Genomic DNA, 22,749 nt, shown 5'->3' on the forward strand with positions numbered 1-22,749 from the left:
ACGGGCATCGTATTTTGCTAATCATTCATCTAACTAACAATGAGGCTTACACTAAGGGAGGAGAACACCGGTGGGGAATTACTGCTTTTTAAGGAAGAAGCGGGTTTTGACAGATTATTTTTTACCAGAGACCGGTTCAATAAGTATTTTACGATTGCATGGAACCCGGGAGAAAGCCAGACCGTTACCATTGATGGAACTGAACATGAATTCCCGGCCAATACCCTGCTGACCCTTTTGTTTAACCAGACTTTCAGTTTTGAAAATTCCGCAGACATCGTTGCCTGGCAATTTAACCGGGAATTTTATTGTATTATCGATCATGATAGTGAAGTGAGCTGTGTTGGTTTCCTTTTTAGCAGTACCGATCATTTATTTATAAAGCTGGGCGATCAGGCCCAACAAAAACTACAGCTGTTATCTGATGTTTTTACTGAGGAGTTCAAGACTTCAGACCATATCCAGAGCGAAATGCTGCTGGTATTGTTAAAGCGGCTGATCATCTATGTAACACAGCTGGCAAAGCTGGGATATGCACCCACCAAAAAGCTTCAGGATGAAAGATTTCATATTATCCGAAAGTTCAACCTCCTCGTTGAAGCAAACTTCAAAGCTGAACACTCCGTTAGCTTTTATGCCGGGCAGCTTTGCAAGTCACCCAAAACCCTGTCCAATCTTTTTGCCATTTACAATCAGAAGACTCCTTCGCAGATAATCCAGGAAAGGATTACGGTGGAGGCTAAACGACTTTTGCGTTATACCGACAAATCGATTAAACACATCACCTTTGAGCTGGGCTTTGAAGATGTGTCCTACTTCTCCAACTTCTTCAAAAAGAACACCGGAGCATCACCCTCCGATTTCAGAAATGCAGCAGTAATATCCAATGAAGGGAAATAATCACAACTAATCGGGCAATGTGCTCATAAACGATGCCTGCTTTTCGTCTCATCTTTGTATCGTTGATTCAAACAAAAACTTCAACGAAATAAAAAATGAAAAAGCAATCCTTACTCAGCACATTAAAAGCCGGTATCATAGCTCTCTTCACCTTAACCGGTGCAACTACCGCGGCCACTGCACAAACCGTAAAAAATGTAGTATTAGTACATGGAGCCTTTGCTGATGGCTCTGGTTATAAGGGAGTTTATGAAGCCCTTACCAAACAGGGTTTCCATGTTACGGTCGTGCAAAATCCATTAACTTCCCTGGAGGACGACGTAACAGCTACCAAACTTGCCCTGGATGCTCAGGATGGTCCTGCTATCCTTGCCGGGCACTCCTGGGGTGGCGTTGTTATCACACAGGCCGGTAACCATCCCAAAGTTGCAGGATTGGTTTATATCGCGGCTTTCCAGCCAGACAACAATGAGTCTGCCATACAATGGTTTCAGACTGCCAAACCCGCGCCCGAGAATGGTGTACTGCCTCCGGATGAGAAAGGCATCGTTTACTATGATAAAACAAAGTTCCATGCAGGTTTCTGTGCTGATCTGAGTAAAGAAGAAGCCGCATTCATGTATGCCTCACAAGGTGCGTTTTACGGCAAATGTTTTGCCACTCCCATCACCAATGCCGCCTGGAGAAACAAACCCACCTATGGCATCGTTGCTACAGAAGATAAAAGTATTAACCCGGACATACAGCGTAATATGTACAAACGCTCCAACACCAGGGTTACTGAGATCAAAGGCAGTCACGCCGTTTATGTCTCACAGCCGCAGAAAGTAGCCGCTGTCATTATGCAGGCCGCCAAAGAAGTGTCCGGCAAATAAGTCCGGAAGCGTTTTAATATAAAGTAAAGAATCGGGGTTATAAGCCCCGGTTCTTTTTTTTATCAACCTATAGTATTTCCACATATCCGTCTGTCCCATTGACCCGGATGCGCTGTCCGTCTTTGATCAGGCTGGTAGCATGCTCCACTCCTACCACCGCTGCCAGACCATATTCCCGCGCTATGACTGCCCCGTGGGTCATCAGGCCACCCACTTCGGTGACCAGGCCTTTTATAGCAACGAACAACGGTGTCCAGCTGGGATCTGTAAAGGAGGTCACCAATATATCTCCATCTTCCAGATCTGCATCTTCCATATTTAAAATAACACGTGCCCGTCCTTCTATTACTCCGGAAGAAACAGGCAGCCCCACAATAGCTCCCGCAGGGATATTTTCCCGTTTATACTTCCCCGTTACAATTTCACCATCAGATGTGATAACCCGTGGTGGCGTCAGTTTTTCATACCATTTGTACTCGTCTTTTCGTTTGCTGATGATCTGATAATCGAGTTTATTGGTGCGTACCACTTCATGAAATTCTTCAAAAGTGAGATAGTATACATCTTCCTTTTCCTGAATAGTGCCGGCCTGCACGAGCTGTTCGGCTTCTTTCAGCAAAGCCTGCTTATAAACGAAATAATGATTAACAATGCTATATTTTGGATACTCACGATAACCGCTAAAATTTCTGATCAGGTCGATCCTTCGTTTTGTTTCATCCACTTTTTGTTCCCCATCCGGCAATAGTTTCAATCGCTCCAGTAACGTTTGTTCTTTACGGAGAGCTTCCTGCAGTCCCTGCTCAAATTTCCGTTTGCTGGCACCAGGCTCAAAGTTTCTGATATTACTGAGAATCATGGAAATGAGTGTGGTGGGCTTTTCGCGCCAACGCGGTTTAGTAATATCGATTTCTCCGGCACACCGCATTCCATACTTATCAAGATAAGCATAGAGCGTGTCCCGGATCTGCTGTCCACCCTCAAATTGAATCAGTTCATCCAGAAAGCTGTCTTCTTTTATATGCTGCAAATAGTCTACCACCTGGGGATAATGGCGAATGACATCTGCGACATCCATCAGCGCCAGTCCCATTTCCGAAGTAATATTGTTGGGTACTGATTGGGAAAGTTTATCGGCTACATTTTTTTCATTTAACCATTCATTCATTTTTTCATTGATCCATGCAGCAGCATTGATAGCAGCCATAATCACCCGCATATTCCCCGCCTCAAACATCGTCTTTCTGAGTCGCAGTAAGTCTTCCCGGATAAAATCAAATAACTCCGGTCCGGATTTCGTTTGGATGTTTTGTTTTAATGCTTCCAGCGATGTTTCACTGCACTTTATCAAATCAGCAACGATGGCCGGATCATTTTCGATTGTTGCCTGAAGATCCAGCGCTGGGGCTCCCTGATGGTTTTTACCAGCCGGTTCCTTGTTCTCTTTTATAAAACCTTCCCGCTCCATGATGGTCATGAGCGCATCTTTTATAAGCGGATCGGATTGTCCGAGGGTATTAAACAAATTTTCCCGGCCAGCCGGCGAAGACAGATTCGGAGCCACATCAACAAACAATCTTCCTCCCGCGGTACGCATGCAGGCAGGCGTAAATAGCAGGTAAAAAGACAATCCCAGTGGTTTTATGGGATCCGTCATCATTTGCTGATGCCCTACGGATACATAGACATGATTTTCGGAATCATTGGTTTCGGGGATCGGATATAAAGTAGTGATTGGCCGGCTCTGGACAATATAACAGGTATCATCCGCCCAACACCATTCGATATCCTGAGGCCGGCCGAAATACGCTTCGATTTTTCTGCCTGTGTGCTCAAGCTGTAAAATCTGCTCATCCGTCAGGACCTGACTGTGCTGCCGCTCAGGCTCCATCTCCTGCTGTCGGGTGCCGCCCTCTTTGACTGCATAAACAGCCAGTTTCTTAGTGGATATCTTCTTATCGGTTATCTTACCGCTACTCACTTTATAACTATCCGCATTCACCAGGCCGGAAACCAGTGCCTCTCCAAGCCCGAAGCCAGCATCAACAGACACCACCTTCCTGTTGGATGTGACGGGATCGGCGGTAAACAATATTCCTGCCGCCTGAGGAAAGACCATCTTCTGAATAACCACAGACAGGTATACTTTACGGTGATCGAAGCCCTGCTGAAGGCGGTAAGTCACCGCCCGCTCCGTAAACAGCGAGGCCCAGCACTTGCTGATATGCTGCAGGATGGCCGCTTTTCCGATGATGTTCAGATAGGTATCCTGCTGGCCTGCAAAAGAGGCCGTCGGCAAATCCTCTGCAGTGGCGCTGGACCGTACCGCATAGGCATTTTTTTCACCAAGCCGGAAAAGATGACGGGAGATCTCTTCAGCAATATCTTCAGGGATAGTTATTTCTTCAATGATGCTACGAAGCTCCCGGCTCAATTCAGCTATCTTATCCCGGTCTTCCACCTTTAGCGATGATAACTGATCCAGTAATTCGTATATGGATGGCGTTTCCTCCATGATCAGCCTAAAAGCCTCCGTGGAAATACAAAATCCATCCGGTACCTGCACTCCTTCCATCCTGGAAAGCTCTCCCAGGTTCGCGCCCTTCCCCCCGACCATGGCCAACTTTGTCTTATCGACTTCCTGAAAACCAAGTATATAGGAACTCATATTTTTAGTTTATCTGTTGTTTCATTCATTATTTCGATTGCTTTTGAGAAGTAGGTTTCAAGCACCTTGACTTCCTTGCCGGAGAATGAAGCAATCAGTTTTTCTGACCTGTTACGGAATTCTTTATAAAGCGGCACTAAAAGCGCATTGATGTTATCCGTGTTGGGTTCAATGATAACCTTCCGTCTGTCGTTTTCAGCAAACTGCCTTTTTACCAGCTTTTTCTTTTCGAGCCTGTCTATCAAACCTGTAACAGCTCCCGTGGTCAGACCTGTTAAAGCCGCCAGCTCGCCTGCCGTCATTTGCCCTTTTTGTATTAAAAACCCTAAGTATTTGTGGTCAGTACCGGTGAGTCCTGCCTTCCGGGCGATGGCTTCGTGCATCTGAATAGAGGTGTATGCATGCAGCTGGCTCAGTTTCCTTATCTGTTTGAGCAGGTCTTTATCCATTTTATGTCTTATTAACTAAATATCTTAGTTACTAAGATAATATTAATTTTGAAAGATGTCCAAATAATTTTGGAGGTTTTGAGGATTTATTCCACTATGTATCCTGGCTAGTCTTCCGAATGTATCAGTTTTGCAGTATTAGAAGCCCCACTTAAGAGTCAGTATTTTTTTTGTAGGTTTAAACTGCTATTAGAACAGGGTACTTTACAGTCCGAACATTCTATTTACGCTCTAAGTACAATTGCATTATTTTTTCTACGATTTTATTAAGGGCGTATTTGTGTTCATTATTTTCTTTGTCGTAACCAACCTCTAAATTATTGATTAAAATGTTCTCCAAACAAACAGTTAAATCCCTTTTGCTTTTAATGTCTTTTAGTATTAATGGGATATACCTTTTATACTCGTCTTTCGCGATATTTTCACCTACGCCAAGAGGATCCCATTCAGCTAAAATATGATTTACACCTTCAATAATATTCTTCATTTTTCTTTACTATTTAAAGCGGTTTATGGTAGGTAAAGTAGCGTTACACTGCCTTCAGCTTGTTTAACACCTGATCCCCACGTTACAAACAAACCAGCGATCAACAGCCTTTTGAAATTCACTGTAATCCGGATCGTTGTCAGAAGCCCAGGCAACAATCCCATCAGGACGTACCAGCAGCGCGCTTACCCCTAACCGGTCTTTTACACTGCCTGAAATATACCTGATTTGATCAGCATATTCACGCGCCAGCGTTTTAAGCGAAGCATTCATATCAAAATCAAGCAGTATCCCCTGACCATCGCGCATTAACTCACCAATCCTGGTACCGTCTTCGAACTCAAAGTTGGGAACACTGCGGCCTGTCAGCGGATGATCGCCACCGAAAGGATAGTGAGTGAAAATACCCCATACCCTTCCTGCAATATAGGTGGCGCCATCGCGTGTATTCATCAGGTCGCGGACAATTGCATTCAGCGCGCGGGCAGGTGGTTCAGGTTTCATGATGGCTACCTGGGCGCGCGACCAATCCAGCACCTGCACACCAATGGGATGTCGTTCAGTATGATAACTATCCAGCAAAGTTTCCGGTGCTCTCTTTTGGATGGTTGCTGCGAGCTTCCAGCCCAGATTCATGGCGTCACCCAGACCGAGGTTAAGCCCCTGGCCACCCAACGGCGAATGAATATGCGCGGCATCACCCGCTAAAAGTATCCGTCCGTTGCGGTAAGCTGTGGCCTGCCGTGCCCGGTCAGTCCATGTAGTCGCGATATGCAGAGCGTTGATAGTAACATCTGTATTCGAGATACGGCGTAAAACCTCCTGCACATGTTCAAGTGTGATTGGCATATCTCTATTATGAAATGCTCCTCCATCAAAATCCTGTATTATCACATAACCTGGCTGCGATTGCAGATACATACCTGTTGCTGTGAGATTGCGGCCAGGGCTGAGTTTCTCCGGGTCTGCAATATCCATTAGTGTAGAGTAACCGGTAAATTCCGGCTCTGTACCGGCGAATTCGAAGCCGCCCATCTTACGGACAACGCTGCGGCTACCATCACAACCTACGAGCCATTGACCTTTAAAAGACTGATCACCTGCCAGAACAGCCACCCCATCCCCGGTTTGATGGAAGTCTGTAATGGCAAAACCGCGCCTGATGTGTACGCCCAGGGCTTCTGCGCGGCGGGCCAGCACAGATTCCAGCTCCTCCATTTCAGACAATAAAGTGGTGTCGGTCGAGCCCGGCAGGCGATACTTCCATTGTGAGGTATCAATATTGTCGAAATGAAATGGAATGCCGGCGAAGTGTCCGGCCTGACGACGGAGTGGTGGTTCTTGCCCGTTAGTTGGGCTGCTATGGGGATTTTTAACGCGTTTGGGTACTTCCAGTTCATTTAACAACCCGCGACGATAAAGCGCTTCAACAGTGGGCGCCGAGAGCCCCCGCATTCCAAAGGGAAGTTGTTTTAATGGTGAGTGCGGATGCTCCGCTTTTTCGAGTATCAGGACAGAACAGTGAGCCAGGGCCAGTTCACAGGCGAGGAATAATCCTACAGGCCCTGCACCGGAAATGATTACATCGTAAATAGCATTATTTTGTGCAGACTCCGTGTTTTCAAGTGTTACTTTCATATAGCATGATTGAAACACAAAATTCCGGAATGTGCTTACAGTAAACTTGTATAAACACGACAAAATCGTTGTTTACAGTTTGTTTTCCTTTCTTGCTTTTCGGGCGAATGCCGCTGGCGTAGTGCCGCTGTAGCGTTTGAACTCCCTGCTTAGGTGGGCCTGGTCCGTATAGCCGAGCTCGTGAGCCAGGCCGGCAATATTGGAATCCGGATAAAGCCATAAATGGTTTCGTATCTGCTCAAAGCGTATCAGACCGGACACATCTTTAACAGTATAGCCGGAAAAATGCTTAAACTTCCTTTCCAGTGTACGAACCGTCGCATGAGCTGCCACCGCCACCTGGCTTACCGGCAGGCCGCCGTTTGCTTCTCTCATAGCAACTCCCGCTTTGAATAATGTATTGTCAATAACCATCTGCGACCGAACATGCAGGAAGTACTGTTTTACCTCAGCCAGTGCATCCTCTATCCTGCCCTCCTGCACATACTTATTCAATGTGGGTTGAAGCAGGGCGACAGGATGCTTCAATATATGCACGCCGTCCCTACCGGAGGGAAGTCCGAGCAAATCAAACACGGTCCATGGAAAACACCTGATACCAATGATATCCAAACGATTTTTTGCATTTATAGTAACGGGCTGATTAAGCAGTCCCATTATAAACGGCGATGGCATTGGCTGCAAACATCCATTGTAAGAAATACTGCAGGCATCTCCGAAATGAAAAATAATTTCAGCATAACCGTCAGGCAGTACTTCAAAACCTGATGGTTCTTCTCCAAAGTCTTCACTGTTGTACCAAAAGCACTTTATGATATCCCGTAGCTCCTCAGGCGGTTCAAATTCCTGGTGCTGCATTTTGAAAGATCGCATATCTGGGATGTATTATATAAACATGAAGGTAAGTAAAGATGTATTTCCGCAGGCTAATTTTTTATTTATGAACGTACTCCACCGCTGCTCATTTCCCTACAAAAGGGATAGAGCAATGCAATAAAATTACGTGCAGAATAGCGGATTCATGAAAGCTGATTTACCAACTGTAATATGATATCAGTGATGAAATGATGAATTGATAATTTATGAAAACAATGATGGATTTTATCTATATTTTATTATCTTTATTTAGATGAACGATAGACCTGTAGCCCAGTTTGCGACCCAATTGCAGTAAACTAATCCGATGCCACGAAGATCAACTACATGAGACCCTGATAAACAATCCATTTTTTTATTTCAACGAAAAACCCAAGACGATTATGACTCAAGCATAATGACCGGACCCTCTATATTTTTCAACCAAATCTAAACCACATGAAAAAGACTTTGTGTCTTATTGCCATTCTCATGGCAATCAATTTCCTATTGTCTGCACAGCAACGGCAGATAACCGGAAAAGTGACCGGGAACAATGCACCTGTTCCATTTGCCAGCGTTCAGCTCAAAGGTGCTACTACCGGCGCGATTACAGACCAGCAGGGAAATTTCAAGCTATCTGTACCAGGTAAGGATGCCGTACTGGTAGTCCGAAGTATCGGTTACCTGTTGAAAGAAATACCTGTGGGAGATGCCGCCAGTATCAACATTGAACTGCAACCCGATGACAAGACCATGCAGGAAGTAGTAGTTACTGCGCTCAACGTAAAAAGGGAAAAGAAATCACTTGGATACTCCGTACAGGAAGTAAAAGGTGCGGATCTTACGCAGTCGAAAGACCCCAACTTTATCAACTCACTCAGTGGAAAGGTAGCAGGTATACAGGTTACAGGCTCCTCCGGTAATATGGGAGGATCTGCCAGGATCACTATCCGCGGTATCAATTCAATCTTCGGAAACAATAACCCGCTGTTCGTAGTAGATGGTGTTCCGATGGATAACAGTTTCTTTACCGGCAACAACCCAACCAGCGCCATTGACCAGGAACGCGGCCGTGGCGGATACGACTATGGCAATGCCATACAGGATATCAATCCCAATGATATCGAATCGTTGTCTGTACTCAAAGGTGCGGCAGCATCTGCATTGTACGGTACCCGTGGTTCCAACGGTGTGATTGCCATCACCACCAAAAAGTCCAAATCAGGTATTGCCAGCGGTATTGGCGTCACCTACAACTTTGGTGCACAGATGGAAAAAGTATACATCATGCCCAAATACCAGAATGAATACGGTGGTGGTTATAATTTCACCAAACTATATGTAAATGAACATCCGGAAGGATTCAAAGATGGTAAAGCCACTTATAATGATAATGATGGCAAAGGCCCGTATGATCTCGTTCCCGATTATGAACCCGATGTTTCATGGGGTCCCAAAATGGATGGCAGACTGGTTCGTCACTGGTGGTCATGGGATAAAGACAAACAAAACCCTGATTTCGGTGTAGCAGCGCCCTGGGAACCACATCCCAACAACAACCGCAGTTTCTTCGAAACCGGCCTGACACTCACCAACAGTGTAGCCGTTTCCGGTAGTAATGAAAAAGGTGCTTTCAGACTGGCCTATACCAACCTGGATCAGAAATTTGTCTTGCCCAACTCCCGGCTTAAACGCAATTCCCTCAGCTTCAACGGTAACTATGCCATATCCAGCCGGCTGGAAGCCTTTATAGGCGTTAACTACGCAGGCACCAACGCACTTGGCAGACCCGGCACCGGCTATCACGGAAGGAATGTAATGCAGGGATTCACCGAATTCGGGCACCGCGACTGGGACATGGAGAAGATGAAAGATTATGCCTATGCATATGATGGTTCCCAACGTTCATGGAACCGGGGTGCATGGGACGATCAGCCTCCCAGGTATACCGACAACCCCTACTGGACCAGGTATAAGAACTATGAGACAGACCGGCGCGACCGCGTATTCGGGAATGCAGGTATCAACTTCAAAATCACAGACTATCTTTCCGTCACCGGTAAATTTATGACTGACTTCTATACAGACAGCCGGCAGGAAAGAGTAGCGATCGGTACACAGGGAATCCCCTCCTATATCGAAGCAACGCGATTTGTAAAAGAGAACAACTACGAAGGTCGTATCAATTTCAATAAGCCAATCGGTACCCACTTCTCCCTGTCTGCCTTTGCTGGTCTCAACAGAAGGGAGAACTATCTGAAATTCACAGGCGGAGAGAGTAAAGACGGATTAAATATTGATGGCTGGTATAACCTCGCCAACTCCCGGCAGCCCGCCCGGGCATATGACCATGTGGAAAAACTGCGTGAAAATGCCGTTTTTGGCAGTGCTTCGCTGGGGTACCAGGGTATGCTATACCTCGATGTCACCGGCAGGAATGAGTGGTCCAGTACATTGCCTGCTGCCCACAATTCCTACTTCTTCCCATCAGTATCCGGGTCATTTGTATTCTCTGAAATAAAAAACCTGAAAAACGCCCCCTGGTTGTCTTTTGGTAAACTCAGGCTGGGATGGGCACAGGTAGGTAAAGGTACTATTCCGTATAGTACAGCGCTGGCCTATCTGGCAGAAGAGAACTTCGGTTCCACCGCCAATATTACCGTACCAGACCAGCTGAATAATGCGAATATCAGACCCGAGATCACCACAGAAGTAGAAGCAGGTCTTGAATTACGTTTCCTGCATAACAGGCTGGGTGTAGATCTCAGCGTATACGACAAAAAGTCAAAAGACCAGATCATACCACTGACCATATCTGCCTCTTCCGGATATACCACCGCGATCATCAATGCAGGGCTGATCAGGAATAAGGGTTTTGAACTGGCGCTAACCGGAACGCCCCTACGTACCAAAAGCGGGTTCACCTGGGACCTTGGTTTTAACATAGCCCGTAACAGGAATAAAATCGAAAAGCTGTACGACGATCCCGCCAAAGGTATCCGGGTCACCAACCTGCTGCTTGCCAATGCGCCCTTTGCCGTAACCGTGAATGCCCGCGAAGGGGAAGCATATGGCTCTATCGTTGGTTATGCGGTTAAACGGGACGCCAACGGCAACAAGCTTGTAGGTGCCGACGGTTTCTATATCAGGGCCGACAAACAGTCTGTACTCGGCAATGCACTACCTGACTATACCGGCGGATTCTCCTCTATATTCAGTTATAAAGGTATCTCGCTGGGTGTCAACTTTGATTTCCAGATAGGTGGAAAATATTTCTCCACTACAACCATGTTCGGCCGTCAGTCCGGTCTGCTGGCTGAAACAGCCGAAAACGGTATCAGGGAAAAAGGTACTGTAGCAGAAGGATACACAGAAGACGGCAAGGTAAATACCAAAGTAATATCTGCTTATGATCATTTTAATAACAACAACGGATATGTGGTGCAGGAACTCGATATGTGGGACGCAGGTTATCTCTACCTGAAAGAGATCAACCTCGGGTACACTTTTGAAAAATCATTTGTATCCGCATTAAGGATGCAGCACCTGCGCCTTTCATTCTCCGCCAGGAATGTATGGCTGATCAGTAGCTCCAATCCGCATCTCGATCCTACCAACCTGGCCATATCCGCCGGTAACGTACAGGGAATTGAAGCCGCTGCCCTCCCCTCTGTGCGTTCTTTCGGTGTTAACTTATCCGTTTCCTTCTAAAAAATTACGCCATGAAAAAAACAGTATTTAAAGAACTGTGTTTCGCGTCGGTACTGATACTCCTGCTAGCAGGCTGTACTAAAAAATTTGATGAGATCAACCAGGACCCGAATAATCCTAAAACTACAGATCCGGGCTACCTGCTGGTCTCTGCCGAGAAAAAAGCCATAGATAACATCTGGAACGAATGGAACAACGGACGTACCGGTATGCATTACGCCCAATACTGGTCTGCCACCACCTACTCCAATGAAAGCCGCTACCAGATCCGTGAAAACCGGAATAATGAATTCTGGAACATTATGTATGCCGGCTCCATAAAAGATCTTAACGAAATCATTAAAATCAATAAGGAAAAACCTTTCGATTATTCTCCCAACCAGATAGCCATCGCTGAAATCATGAAAGCATGGACCTATCATATGCTGGTGGACGTATATGAAGATATTCCCTACAAATTATCACAGGGCGGCCTTGACCAGCCCAACAGCCCATACGACAAGGCTATTACCATCTACACCGATCTCCTGAAAATACTGGGAGACCAGGTGGCCAAACTGGACCCTTCCAAAGGATCATTCCCTGCCAAAACAGATATCATCTATAACGGGGATGTCAATAAGTGGAAACGTTTTGCCAACTCGCTCCGGCTTCGTATAGCTATGCGGGTTAGTGATGTTCCCGCTATGCAAACGCTCGTCAACCAGGCCATCAACGATGCCGTAACCTCCGGGGTGTTCACTTCCAATGCAGACAATGCCCTATTCAGGTATGTGGAAGCTCCCCCGAACAATAATACACTGAATGAATCCTATAAATCACGTGTCGATTTCTGCATGTGCAAAACAATGGTAGACTACATGCTCGACATCAATGATCCCCGACTGCCCATTTATGCAGCACCTGCAAAAGACAATGGCAGGTATATTGGCAAACCATACGGATTAAACCAGCAGAATGGGGAAACGATCCCCAACAGCGCCATCTCATTGCCCGGCAGCGCTGTGCTGGACGCTAAAGCCCCCGGCGTTTATATGGACTACGCCGAGGTGGAATTTATACTTGCTGAAGCTATAGAGAGAAACATCATTAGCGGCTCTGCCGAAGATCATTACAAAAAAGGGATCAGGGCTTCCCTGGAAGACCGCGGCGTTCCGCCCTCCGGCATTGATCCTTACATCGCCGGTGTACCCTACAATGGCGGCCAATGGAAGAATGTAATCGGTACACAAAAATGGATTGCCATGTACATGCAGGGACTGGAAGGATGGTTTGAAAGACTGAGGCTCGACATCAAAAAACCTAATGGACAGGATCTGTTCGTGGCCCCCGTTGACGGCTCACTCGACCGTGATGTAACCGTAGTACCCACCCGCATGACATATCCCGTAGATGAACAACAGCTGAATAAAAGCAACTACGACAAAGCTGTTCAGGCTATCGGCGGAAAAGACAGCAAAGCTGCCAAACATTTCTGGGATCTTTATTAATATACCATTGAGAATATAGAGACGGTCATAAGAAAGGGCCGGTCTTCGCAGGAAGGCCGGCCTTATTTTATCACCGGATTATTTTATTCCATATTTCTGCTTTATATTCGTTTTATTCAAAGATTGCAAGGCTTTATCCATAGCACCAATCTTCTTAAGGAAGGCATCCTTCATATTGTTATTTCTCTAAAATTAAACTCAAGACACGTGACTGACCCAAACACCTATTTTTCTGTGAACAAAGAACTGTGGAACAACAAGACGGATGTCCACATGAAATCAGCATTTTATAATCTGGACAAATTTAAAGCCGGGAGCACATCCTTAAACCCAATAGAAATCCATGAATTAGGAGATGTATCTGGCAAAAAGCTCCTTCACCTGCAATGCCATTTTGGAATGGATACGATCTCATGGTCCAGACTGGGAGCGATTACTACCGGCCTTGATTTCTCTGACAAGGCGATAACTGCCGCAAAAAACCTCGCATCGGAACTTGGGGCAAACAGCCAGTTTGTTTGTAGTAATGTCTATGATGCCGGTCTGCATATTACAGACAAATTTGATATTGTATTTACCTCCTATGGAACGATCGGCTGGCTGCCTGACCTGGACAGATGGGCTGCAGTAATAGTGGAACGACTTAAGCCCGGAGGAATTTTTTATATGGTCGATTTTCATCCCATAGTATGGATGTTTGATGAAGAATTTTCTTATTTCAAATATCCATATTTTAATACCGGCGAGCCCATAGAAGAAGAAAATTCAGGTACATATGCCGACAGGGAAGCAGATCTTAAGGATAAGGAATATGGATGGAATCATAGTCTCAGTGACATCCTGAATGCATTAATCAAAGCGGGTCTGACCATCAGCTTTTTTAATGAACATGCAACATCACCCTATGAATGTTTCAGTAACATGGTGAAAACAGGACCGGATTCCTATCAGATTGCATCCATGAAAAATAAAATACCACTGCTGTATTCCATCAAAGCCGTGTACAATCAGTAACAACCTATCGTCAAGGATAGGATTTCCTGACCCTTATCCTTGACGAACCGTATACCTTCCGGGAAATCACTACACGAAACTTCCACTCGAAACTTCACTCAATACACCTGTATCCATTCGATACAATCGGTGTGCGACATGAAAATAGCTATCATCGTGGGTTATGGCGATAATAGTGCGCCCCTCGCTGATAAGGGCTGGTAGTATTATTTCATAAAACTTCCTGCGAAAAAGGGGATCCTGATCTGCAGCCCATTCATCCAGTACCAATACCGGCCTGTTTTCCATCAGTGCCGCTATCAATGCCAGCCTTTTGCGCTGACCTGCCGACAGATCGATGGTTGAAAAAATCCGGTCCGTCATTTCTACCTTATGTGTAATTTCAAAAAGCGACAGATACTCCCGGAATTGTGACAGAACGGGATCCGATACCCCGTACAGCTTATCAAAGAGATAATAATCACTAAAAACAACCGAAAAACAGGAAGTATACTCGTTTTTTCTGTCATCCGTAACTTCATGACCATTAAGCAGAATCTGTCCGTGGTCCGCAGGAAACATATGCAGCAGCACCTTGAGAAAGGTAGTCTTTCCACTACCATTTCCCCCTTGAATGAACGTTATGGACCCTTTTTCGATTTCCATATTAATTGGCCCCAACCCGAATGAAGGATCTTCCCCCTTACTATCATAGGAAAATTCAATATTACGATAGCTAAGAGACTGAAATTCCTGGTATTTTGATATTACAGGTGCTGCAGTGTAGGGTTTCGTATCTGGTCTCAGTTCTTCTTTCATTTGCATGATCCTTGCTGCGGCTACATTTGCCAGCGCAATACCAGGGATTTGCATGAGAATAGTCTCCAGAGGCTTCAGAATAAAGAGCAGCAGAAATATAAGACGGGTTACACTTACGTGGCTGCCTTGCAACAGATAATCTGAAAAACCAAACAGGAAAAAACCAATAAAGGAATAGTAGCTCAACTGAACAAAAAAGTTATTATTGATCATGCCGATAATTCCTTTACTATGGAAGAATATACTTTCTTTAATGTCTTTCCTGATTTCTGAATCGTATATTTCCGTTCCTTTTGCAGGATTGATCTTTATCTCCTTAAATCCGCCCAGAATATATTCCAGATGCCGCACAAACTGTTCTTCCGTATCCCGTGCCCTGGATAGATGAGCAACGAAAAACTTTCGGTTAAACAGGTATAACAGCAAGCCTATGGTTACCAGCAACGCAGTAACAATCAGCACTTTCAGCGATAATATACCGAGATAAATAATACAGCAGGCGAATACAATAATAGCACTGATCAGTTCCACAATCCCAAGGCAGGATTCGGATAACACCACCACATCTCTCGTAAGACATGCATAAATCCTGCTTTGTTTTTCATTTATATCAGCATAATCGGATTTGATAATCATATCAGTCATTTCAAGGCGGACCTGACCTAATTGCCGCTGCGTAAAACGAATGATAGCCCCGGATAACAACCTGGTTGAGACTACAAATATGAGCAGTAACGAAAAAAAGTACAGGGCGTCTTTCATACTACCACCATCTGCGCTTTTCCCTACCTGGTTATTGATTATTATTAGCAGGCAACTATTTGCAATTCCGGATATACATCCTGCAATCGCGAAATGCAGAAATTTTCTGAAATGAACTTTAAAGAACAGATGATACAGCGCCATATTCCAGCTACATTGATTTTAAACGAGTGATTGTCCTGTTTTCATATGCTCGGACATATCGAAATAATACCTGGCGATGGCGATGTCGAAGATGGCCATCCCCATAGGATTAAACATGACTACACTATTTCCCGCATCTTCCAGAACAGCATCGTCCAGTAAAACCTGACTGATGTTAAAAGTCTGGTCCTCCGAAAGTCCATATTGCAGGTGCATCTGTTCTACATCCGTATTTTCACGACAGATCTCCTCCCAGTCGTCCACCACCATTCTGTCAACACTCAGGAGAAATGACGGGTCATAATCCCTCAGCGAGACATTCAGATGCAGGGTACCTTTAGCGGGTATGCTATTAATATATCTACCGGAAGAGACGGTACAGGTAATCAATATTCTGCTATTGTCGAACACGGTTTGCCAGTCGTTGCAGATAACCACCTTTGATTGCAGGTGTGCCGGGATGTTTATCTCATCTGGTTTTCGCAGATCATAGATATAGATCTTATCCAGTTTATTTCCCCAGAGTGCATCAACCATGGATAGATGCATTCTGCCAATAGGTCCAAAACCGATGATTCCAAAATTGATATTTTCACAGGCATTGAGCGTAATATACTTTCTGATGACTGCGGCTGTCACTGCAGCTGTCCGGATTGCGCTTACAGTTGCAGTGTTCAGAATGGCAAAGGGAATCCCGGTATCAGCCTCGTTAAGTATGATAGTAGCATGTGCACGGGGAATCTGATGCTGAATGTTTCCCGGAAAGCTGGCAATCCACTTTATACCTGCTGTATTGATACTTCCGCCAACGAATGCCGGCATGGCAATAATCCTGTTCTTAGGGTCACGGTACCTTAGATATGGCTTTACCGGCTGGCTGGTATCACCATTTCGCAACAGTTCCGACGCGGTCTGTATTACATCCGCCAGACCGTTCCAATCCATTCCTATCTCCATTATATGCTGTTCACTAAGATATTTCATACATCATTTTATTGCTTGAGTTAATCGTTTTTTCCACCCAATCGCTACTATACACCGTATCCAGGTAAGCATTTCCCTTATCAGGACAGATAATGAGCGCGGACTTCTGTTGGAGTCCATTTCCAATCAGATATTTCCTTGCAGCAGCATATACCGCTCCGGTTGACGCCCCTCCAAAGAGCATTTCATCCCGGAGCAACTGCCTGCATCCTGCTATGATCTCTTCTTCAGACAGGATCATATAATCATCGATTTCTGCCGATCTGATCATAGTAGAATGCTGACTTGATCCAATCCCTGACAGATGTCTGACCCCTGGCTTACTCTGGAATACCATGGAGCCTTCCACATCTACTCCAATAATGCGAACATTCGGAAATTTCTCCTTCAGTCTTCGCGACACACCGGTAATAGTTCCTCCGGTGCTAACACTGATGAAGGCATAATCAAGATTCGTAAAGCTGTCACAAACCTCCTTGCCCAATGAATGATAGTAGCTGAGAAAATTATCTTCGTTCTCATACTGGTTAGGATGATAAGAGCCAGGATATATGGCCAGTAGTTCTTTCAGTGTAGCAAGCCTGTTGAGAAGGAAACCACCTGAAGAATCACGCTCTGTTACCTTAACTACATTAAAGGACAACAAACGCAATAATTTTTCCTTTTCATCAGCAGTATTGGGATCAATTACCGGGATGAATTTCAGGTTGAGTCTTCTGCAAATCCCAGCCAGTGCGATTCCAAAATTCCCTGAACTAGATTCAATCACCACAGATTCAGGATGAATCAGGTTTTTCTTTATGGCACTTTTGAGTATATAACAGGCTGAACGGTCCTTGACACTACCCATAAAGTTCTCAAATTCCAGTTTCGCAAAAAGATTACAGCCACTATTTTCCAGTTGAATACAGGGTGTATTACCAATTCGTTGTTCGATTTTTTCAATTGCGGATAATAGAGACATTCAGGTAAAATTTTGGGTAAACGACTATTGCAAATTTGTTTCCATCACAGCTGCATTCATTTCAGCATAACGCAAAAAATGATCATTCATCAATTCAAGGCGGTTAATAATAACTTCAGCGGGTTCGTGGATAGTAGTAATACGGAACCATGCATGTCCATTTTCCTGCGGCATTCCGAATACGTTGCCGGGTAATATTCCAAGTCTTGCACCATTTAATGTTTCCCGGAACAGCACATCACAGTTGCCACCAAAGAGTGCAGGGTTAGCCTTTGCAAAGATCACATTGCCAATATTGCCATTAACAACTGCACTGATAAGTGGTAGCTGGTGCAGGGCAGTAATAATTTTTGACATGCTTTCCGCCTGTACCGTATTACTATGATGAACCATCTTCTTATAATGTTCAAATAGCCCATTATCCAGAATCCCGTCGAGTACTTTCTGCACATCCATTTTCACATTCCAGCCGGCGAGGAAAGTATCCATCAGCGCTACATCTTCAGCGACCAGCGGAGTCCTGTCCAGCATTTTTTTACGGAATAACAGATCGATGGCGAATACCAGACTGGTGTGATTATTATGTGTATTGTTAAAGAGAGAAGCATAATATTGATAGGCTTGTTTGATACGCGGATCGCCAATCATATATCCCATGCGAAGACCTGAGAAAAATGGTCTGTCTTTGCTTGCTCCGAATACTTTAAAAAGATAATCCGGCTTTTCTGTCAGGCTGAAGATCTCCGGGTTCAGCATGTTTTCATCCCAGATTGTTTCCTGGTAAATATTATCAACAATAAGATAAACTTTTTTATCCTGGCAGGTTTTAACAATATCCACCAGCGTCTGGAGGTTTTCAGGCTCATAGGTGCTCTGAGCAGGATTGTTCGGGTATGTCAGCACAAGTGCCACAGTGTTTTCATCAATAGCTTCCGATACCTCTTCCACTGTTGGGAGGAAACTGTTCTCTGCTTTTGTAAGCAGATATTTGCTTTTACCACCATGCGCATTTACGATTCCATCATAAACACTATAGTTCGGGACACATAATACAACATCCGGCTTTCCGGCGAACCGCGGGCGCTCCATATCAAATATGGATTTAAGCAAACTACCCATCACCCCGGTAGTCCCCATTCCGGATCCAACAGCGAGAGATTCCATATCCACCCCTTTCCCAAGAACGGTGGATGCAATAGCCGGATAATTTTTTTTCAGCCAGTTATTGTACTGTTGAATCCTGGCCGTTTCAAGTGCCTTTACAAGTTTTCCGAGTTCGAAAGAACCATCCGGCGCACCATATCCATATGATGGTTTGAAAATATCCTCTACGATACCGGAATTTATTACCTCGCCGTAGATTTCACGATTGAAGTTAACCAGGTCCAGATAGTCACACTGCTGATAGGCTGCAATTGTAAAAGCATCAATCAGTCTTGTGTACATGTCATTACTAAGATATTGCATAATCAGGTTTAATTTATTGTAAGAATTTTTTACTTGTCAGGAAACATTGTATAGGTAAGGTGCTGGACAGGAATGCCCAACATCTGCCGCACTTCGGGAAGAGACATTTTCAGATACTGATGAGGATTAAAATCTTCCAGTGAATGCAGACCATTCGTTGCCTTCGCAAGACGGACTGCTTCCAGAAAAATGTTTACTTCCATTTTTGTAAGTCGGAATTTACCAGGGTACAGGTAACGACTCGCAAACCTGAACCATGCCACTTCGATTTTTTTCAGGCTGGGAACACTACCCATAGTAAATCCAATTACAAACGCTTCATCTGCATTCGTAAGGCCCCGGCCAAGAAGACAATGTATAATATCATGATGATACAGGGTAACGGCACCTGATAACGGCAATGGAGAAGCGGGATTCTCTATCAGCCTGACGATCCATGGAATATGCGTATCCGGGGTGATGTCATACATCTTCATGTATCGGGTATAGGCTTCTTCCACAGTCAGGTGGCCATCTTCCAGCCACGGGTCAACGCTTTCCAGAACGGTTACAGGTTCATTCAGGGTTAAATTTGTAGATTCCATTTTAATACGTTAAGGATGATAATTTCTTCATTTACCAGTGATGGATGTCAACTGATTCTCCGATACTTCCAACAAATAATATTTTTCAATTTCCAATAATATATTTCCGTCCCTGTCAGTAATGATAATATCTGTTTCCACCCCACCTGCTGCAGGATGAAGGGTTGCATGGCAATAGTACTGTGCCGGCAAAGGGTGATAATACCTGATAGATTTGAATTGAAATGGCGCCAGCATAGCGCTGTCAAGCAAGAGTGTAATAGCCACGTCCAACAGTGCAGGATGAACAGCATATGTTTTAATATCTTCTTCGAAGTCCGGTGCCAACATTAACCAGGCAATACCGCTCTCCTCACCTCTCCACAGCTGCCGGTGCACGTCCGTCCATCGTCTGCCAAATTTTAACTGATAGGAAGTTTCCGGATAGCCTGGTTTTTCCTCCTGCTGCTCCTTGAAATCTACCGATTGATATGCTGCAATGTGCCTTTCAATATCCATCCTCTCTCCTATCTGCGCTGTAATCATTTTTGCCATACCCGTAACATGCTCTACAACATCACTCCCTGTACGGGAAAATGTTACTGAAAACGTTGACTGGTCTTCATTTCCTGTGAAAAGTATTTTAAGTGTACCTTCTTCATCTTCCTGCATCAGCAGTGGTTGGCATATAGTCAACTTTGTCACTTCAATCATGGACCAGTGAAAGTAAAGCCGGCAGGCCGCCAGGATCAATTCTACAAATCCTGTAGCCGGTAGCGCCACCAATTCTCCAATACGATGTTCATGCAGCATCCAGTGGCTCTTTGCCGACAAGCTCAATTCAAATTCGCACTGATCTTTCCCCCGTCGAACATAGGTCTGGAAAAATACCTGCGTTTCCAGTGCTGTATCTCCCGGTAATAGTTCCATTGATTTTTTTTTATTTAAAACATCCATTATCTGATTCAAAACATATATTTTAGCTGTCATTAACCCTTAAAAAACTATACGATGAGTTTTCTATTTTTCAGAAGCCCTATATTCCTTCCCAAACCTTCCACACCAGCACACAGAAAAATTTTTGAAACTTTTTTTAAAATATATCACCAGAATCCTGAGCTGTTTCCCTGGATCACTCCTTCGTCATTATCTAAAAAAGGTTTGCTTTTTAAGGGCTTTCGCAGTGAATCATTCAGAAAATATGCAGGGCTGGAGATCGGACTTTTAACCAGTAACTATTTTGGTTATGTACGTCTTCCCGGTGCGCTGCCTGGCGGTGAGGGTATGGTGGAAACAGGTACTCATCATATTTCATTTACGTATCTACAGGGTTTTAAAAAGCATTTTTTATCCATTACAAAATCTGCGGATGCTACACTTCATCTTATTCAAGGCGATTCAAAAAAAGTAGCCAACAGGAAGTATCACTTTATCAAATTCAACTTTTACGATTATTCATTATTTACAGAAGAAATGTTTTATTGCCTTCATCATTATCTGACACAGAAAAAAGAAATTAAGAGATCCTTTCAATATCCGGTTGATCTTGAAGAAGTCGTTCACCTTGCAGAGGAATGACCAATGGGTCTTCACCTCTATTGGCATTGTCTTTCCAGTTATTCCTGAATAAAAAGAGTGCGGGATAAATCCACCATAACATAAAGAATGACAATATCATCAGGCAGTATATTCCAATATGCAGAGACATGCCCAGGAATGCCAGTACCTTATGTGTACGACGAAACAGGAATGCAAAAAAGAATCCCACTTCCACAATTCCGGTGTATATGCCAATGAAATGATATACCCCCCTGTACTGTGTCATAAATTGCCCCAGACGTGTACCGAACATCATGGTAGCATAATAGCTGGTCTGGCCGGAAATAAACCATCCGACTCCTGAATTGAGTAGTTTGGAAATTCCTGTCTGCAAATAGAGTACTGCAATAAAAATCTGCATGAATGCAATAGCAAAGGAAGCACGTTCCTGCTGTGCTTTATTGGGCGTATAAGTTTTCCTGGCAATTAACCTGTCCAGCGAGTAATACCTGGATGTATCCACGCAACATAAGGCAAAGGAGAAAAAATGCAGATGTGTAATATAGGCGAGCCAATAACTGTCATTAGCCGCAACATATCCATTCAGCAGGAAAAATGATACAGCAAGTACCACCATACTCACACGTGTTAACAGACCGGTTAATGTAAGAAAGGCACTCAATATTGCAATGCCTTTCAGGGCACCAAATGCACCGGTTCCCAGGGGTGGAAGAAATGGAAAGATAGCATCCTGTCTGTGCAGGAAGCTACTGGTAAGTCCATAAAAACTGGTATCGTAATCCCCCCAGATAAGCAGAACCAGGCAAATGGTACTAATCGTAATACGGAGTGCAGCAAGGCGTTCCCATACCGCAGGCTGATGGAATAGAAAATACATCAGTTTTCCAAAAAGCTTTTTCATCATATAGTTACGATTTAGGAATGTAAATGATAGGAATAAATCAGTTTTCCGCTAACCGGTTCAAGTTTCTTACCGTACTTAAACTGGTCCAGATTATAGTGGTAAAGGAATACATCCATTCCTATAAAATGACTTCCTGGTGTTGGCTTTGCTGCAGGAAGAATTTCATCAAACTTTCCCCACGGAGATTTGTTCAGGTGATTCAGGAGTATCTCACATAACTTTCGTTTTGAGTCTTCATTATCACCATCAAAAACGTCTCCCATAATCACAGGGGTTCTGTAATACTCAATAGGGATGGCATTTCCCGGCAATACCAGCTGCCGGTTTCCTTTACTATCATACAGCCAGATCATGAATTCTTCTGTTTCCGGCGGCATTATTCTATTGAACATATTATAGGAACAGAAAGGCCAGTTATTGGTATTATAGAAGGTATGTGATACCTGAACACCAAAAAAGGCGAACAGAAAAACCAGCAGTAATATTTTAATCCTGTAATGCATAATTAGGCGT

19 protein-coding genes are annotated in these 22,749 nt (G+C 44.4%); 6 read left to right on the top strand and 13 right to left on the bottom strand.

All coding sequences use genetic code 11. The features are described from left to right. Positions 1–39 precede the first annotated feature (39 nt). Both KD145_RS05805 and KD145_RS05810 read left to right on the top strand, forming a co-directional pair. Entirely contained in the window at positions 40–900 is an 861-nt protein-coding gene (locus KD145_RS05805; RefSeq protein ID WP_212004963.1) for an AraC family transcriptional regulator, read from the top strand. Positions 901–995: 95 nt separating this feature from the next. Further along, a complete protein-coding gene (locus KD145_RS05810) occupies positions 996–1,775 on the top strand; it encodes an alpha/beta hydrolase (RefSeq protein WP_212004964.1) in 780 nt (259 codons plus the stop codon). A gap of 67 nt (positions 1,776–1,842) precedes the next feature. On the opposite strand, the gene ppsA is transcribed toward KD145_RS05810, so the two are convergent. The 5 genes from ppsA to KD145_RS05835 form a co-directional block, all read right to left on the bottom strand. Further along, positions 1,843–4,443, bottom strand: coding sequence for a phosphoenolpyruvate synthase (gene ppsA / locus KD145_RS05815; RefSeq protein ID WP_212004965.1), 2,601 nt, complete (start codon positions 4,441–4,443; stop codon positions 1,843–1,845). Beyond that, positions 4,440–4,892: a MarR family winged helix-turn-helix transcriptional regulator gene (locus tag KD145_RS05820; protein ID WP_212004966.1), complete on the bottom strand. Its 453-nt coding sequence runs from the start codon at positions 4,890–4,892 to the stop codon at positions 4,440–4,442. Before KD145_RS05820 ends, ppsA begins: the two co-directional genes overlap by 4 nt. A gap of 220 nt (positions 4,893–5,112) precedes the next feature. After that, positions 5,113–5,379: a hypothetical protein gene (locus KD145_RS05825; RefSeq protein WP_212004967.1), complete on the bottom strand. Its 267-nt coding sequence runs from the start codon at positions 5,377–5,379 to the stop codon at positions 5,113–5,115. A gap of 63 nt (positions 5,380–5,442) precedes the next feature. Beyond that, positions 5,443–7,017: an FAD-dependent monooxygenase gene (locus KD145_RS05830; protein ID WP_212004968.1), complete on the bottom strand. Its 1,575-nt coding sequence runs from the start codon at positions 7,015–7,017 to the stop codon at positions 5,443–5,445. Between the two features lie 72 nt (positions 7,018–7,089). Continuing rightward, positions 7,090–7,890, bottom strand: coding sequence for a helix-turn-helix domain-containing protein (locus KD145_RS05835; RefSeq protein WP_212004969.1), 801 nt, complete (start codon positions 7,888–7,890; stop codon positions 7,090–7,092). Positions 7,891–8,331: 441 nt separating this feature from the next. Between KD145_RS05835 and KD145_RS05840 the strand changes: the two genes are divergently transcribed. The 3 genes from KD145_RS05840 to KD145_RS05850 all read left to right on the top strand — a co-directional run bounded on the left by KD145_RS05840 (position 8,332) and on the right by KD145_RS05850 (position 14,090). Further along, the gene (locus tag KD145_RS05840; RefSeq protein WP_212004970.1) at positions 8,332–11,586 is read left to right on the top strand and encodes a SusC/RagA family TonB-linked outer membrane protein; all 3,255 of its coding nucleotides are present in this window, start codon (positions 8,332–8,334) and stop codon (positions 11,584–11,586) included. A gap of 11 nt (positions 11,587–11,597) precedes the next feature. Then, positions 11,598–13,076, top strand: coding sequence for a SusD/RagB family nutrient-binding outer membrane lipoprotein (locus tag KD145_RS05845; RefSeq protein ID WP_212004971.1), 1,479 nt, complete (start codon positions 11,598–11,600; stop codon positions 13,074–13,076). Between the two features lie 273 nt (positions 13,077–13,349). Continuing rightward, complete coding sequence (locus KD145_RS05850) at positions 13,350–14,090, top strand: bifunctional 2-polyprenyl-6-hydroxyphenol methylase/3-demethylubiquinol 3-O-methyltransferase UbiG (RefSeq protein WP_212006714.1); 741 nt, start codon at positions 13,350–13,352, stop codon at positions 14,088–14,090. 69 nt (positions 14,091–14,159) lie between these two features. Here KD145_RS05850 and KD145_RS05855 read toward each other — a convergent pair whose 3' ends face one another. The 6 genes from KD145_RS05855 to KD145_RS05880 are packed head-to-tail and all read right to left on the bottom strand — an operon-like array spanning position 14,160 to position 20,702. Continuing rightward, positions 14,160–15,794 (bottom strand): cyclic peptide export ABC transporter, encoded by a 1,635-nt coding sequence (locus KD145_RS05855; RefSeq protein WP_212004972.1) that lies wholly within the window; start codon positions 15,792–15,794, stop codon positions 14,160–14,162. Positions 15,795–15,812: 18 nt separating this feature from the next. Further along, on the bottom strand, positions 15,813–16,778 hold the full coding sequence (locus KD145_RS05860; RefSeq protein ID WP_212004973.1) for a 2,3-diaminopropionate biosynthesis protein SbnB: 966 nt from the start codon (positions 16,776–16,778) through the stop codon (positions 15,813–15,815). After that, entirely contained in the window at positions 16,765–17,742 is a 978-nt protein-coding gene (sbnA, locus tag KD145_RS05865; RefSeq protein ID WP_212004974.1) for a 2,3-diaminopropionate biosynthesis protein SbnA, read from the bottom strand. The genes KD145_RS05860 and sbnA overlap by 14 nt, the downstream gene beginning before the upstream one ends. A gap of 24 nt (positions 17,743–17,766) precedes the next feature. Beyond that, on the bottom strand, positions 17,767–19,209 hold the full coding sequence (locus KD145_RS05870) for an aminotransferase class I/II-fold pyridoxal phosphate-dependent enzyme (protein WP_212004975.1): 1,443 nt from the start codon (positions 19,207–19,209) through the stop codon (positions 17,767–17,769). Between the two features lie 29 nt (positions 19,210–19,238). Next, positions 19,239–19,793: a hypothetical protein gene (locus KD145_RS05875; RefSeq protein ID WP_212004976.1), complete on the bottom strand. Its 555-nt coding sequence runs from the start codon at positions 19,791–19,793 to the stop codon at positions 19,239–19,241. A gap of 27 nt (positions 19,794–19,820) precedes the next feature. Further along, positions 19,821–20,702 carry a polyketide synthase dehydratase domain-containing protein gene (locus tag KD145_RS05880; RefSeq protein ID WP_212004977.1) on the bottom strand — a complete coding sequence of 294 codons (882 nt, stop codon included), beginning with the start codon at positions 20,700–20,702 and terminating at the stop codon, positions 19,821–19,823. 81 nt (positions 20,703–20,783) lie between these two features. On the opposite strand from KD145_RS05880, the gene KD145_RS05885 reads away from it, so the two are divergent. After that, positions 20,784–21,350 (top strand): hypothetical protein, encoded by a 567-nt coding sequence (locus KD145_RS05885; protein ID WP_212004978.1) that lies wholly within the window; start codon positions 20,784–20,786, stop codon positions 21,348–21,350. Here the strand turns inward: KD145_RS05885 and KD145_RS05890 are convergent. Both KD145_RS05890 and KD145_RS05895 read right to left on the bottom strand, forming a co-directional pair. Then, positions 21,289–22,236: a hypothetical protein gene (locus KD145_RS05890; protein ID WP_212004979.1), complete on the bottom strand. Its 948-nt coding sequence runs from the start codon at positions 22,234–22,236 to the stop codon at positions 21,289–21,291. The two genes, KD145_RS05885 and KD145_RS05890, sit on opposite strands and share 62 nt — an antisense overlap. An 11-nt stretch (positions 22,237–22,247) precedes the next feature. Then, positions 22,248–22,739, bottom strand: coding sequence for a hypothetical protein (locus KD145_RS05895; RefSeq protein WP_212004980.1), 492 nt, complete (start codon positions 22,737–22,739; stop codon positions 22,248–22,250). Positions 22,740–22,749: the final 10 nt, after the last annotated feature.

This window comes from Chitinophaga sp. HK235 (assembly GCF_018255755.1).
Lineage (GTDB): Bacteria > Bacteroidota > Bacteroidia > Chitinophagales > Chitinophagaceae > Chitinophaga.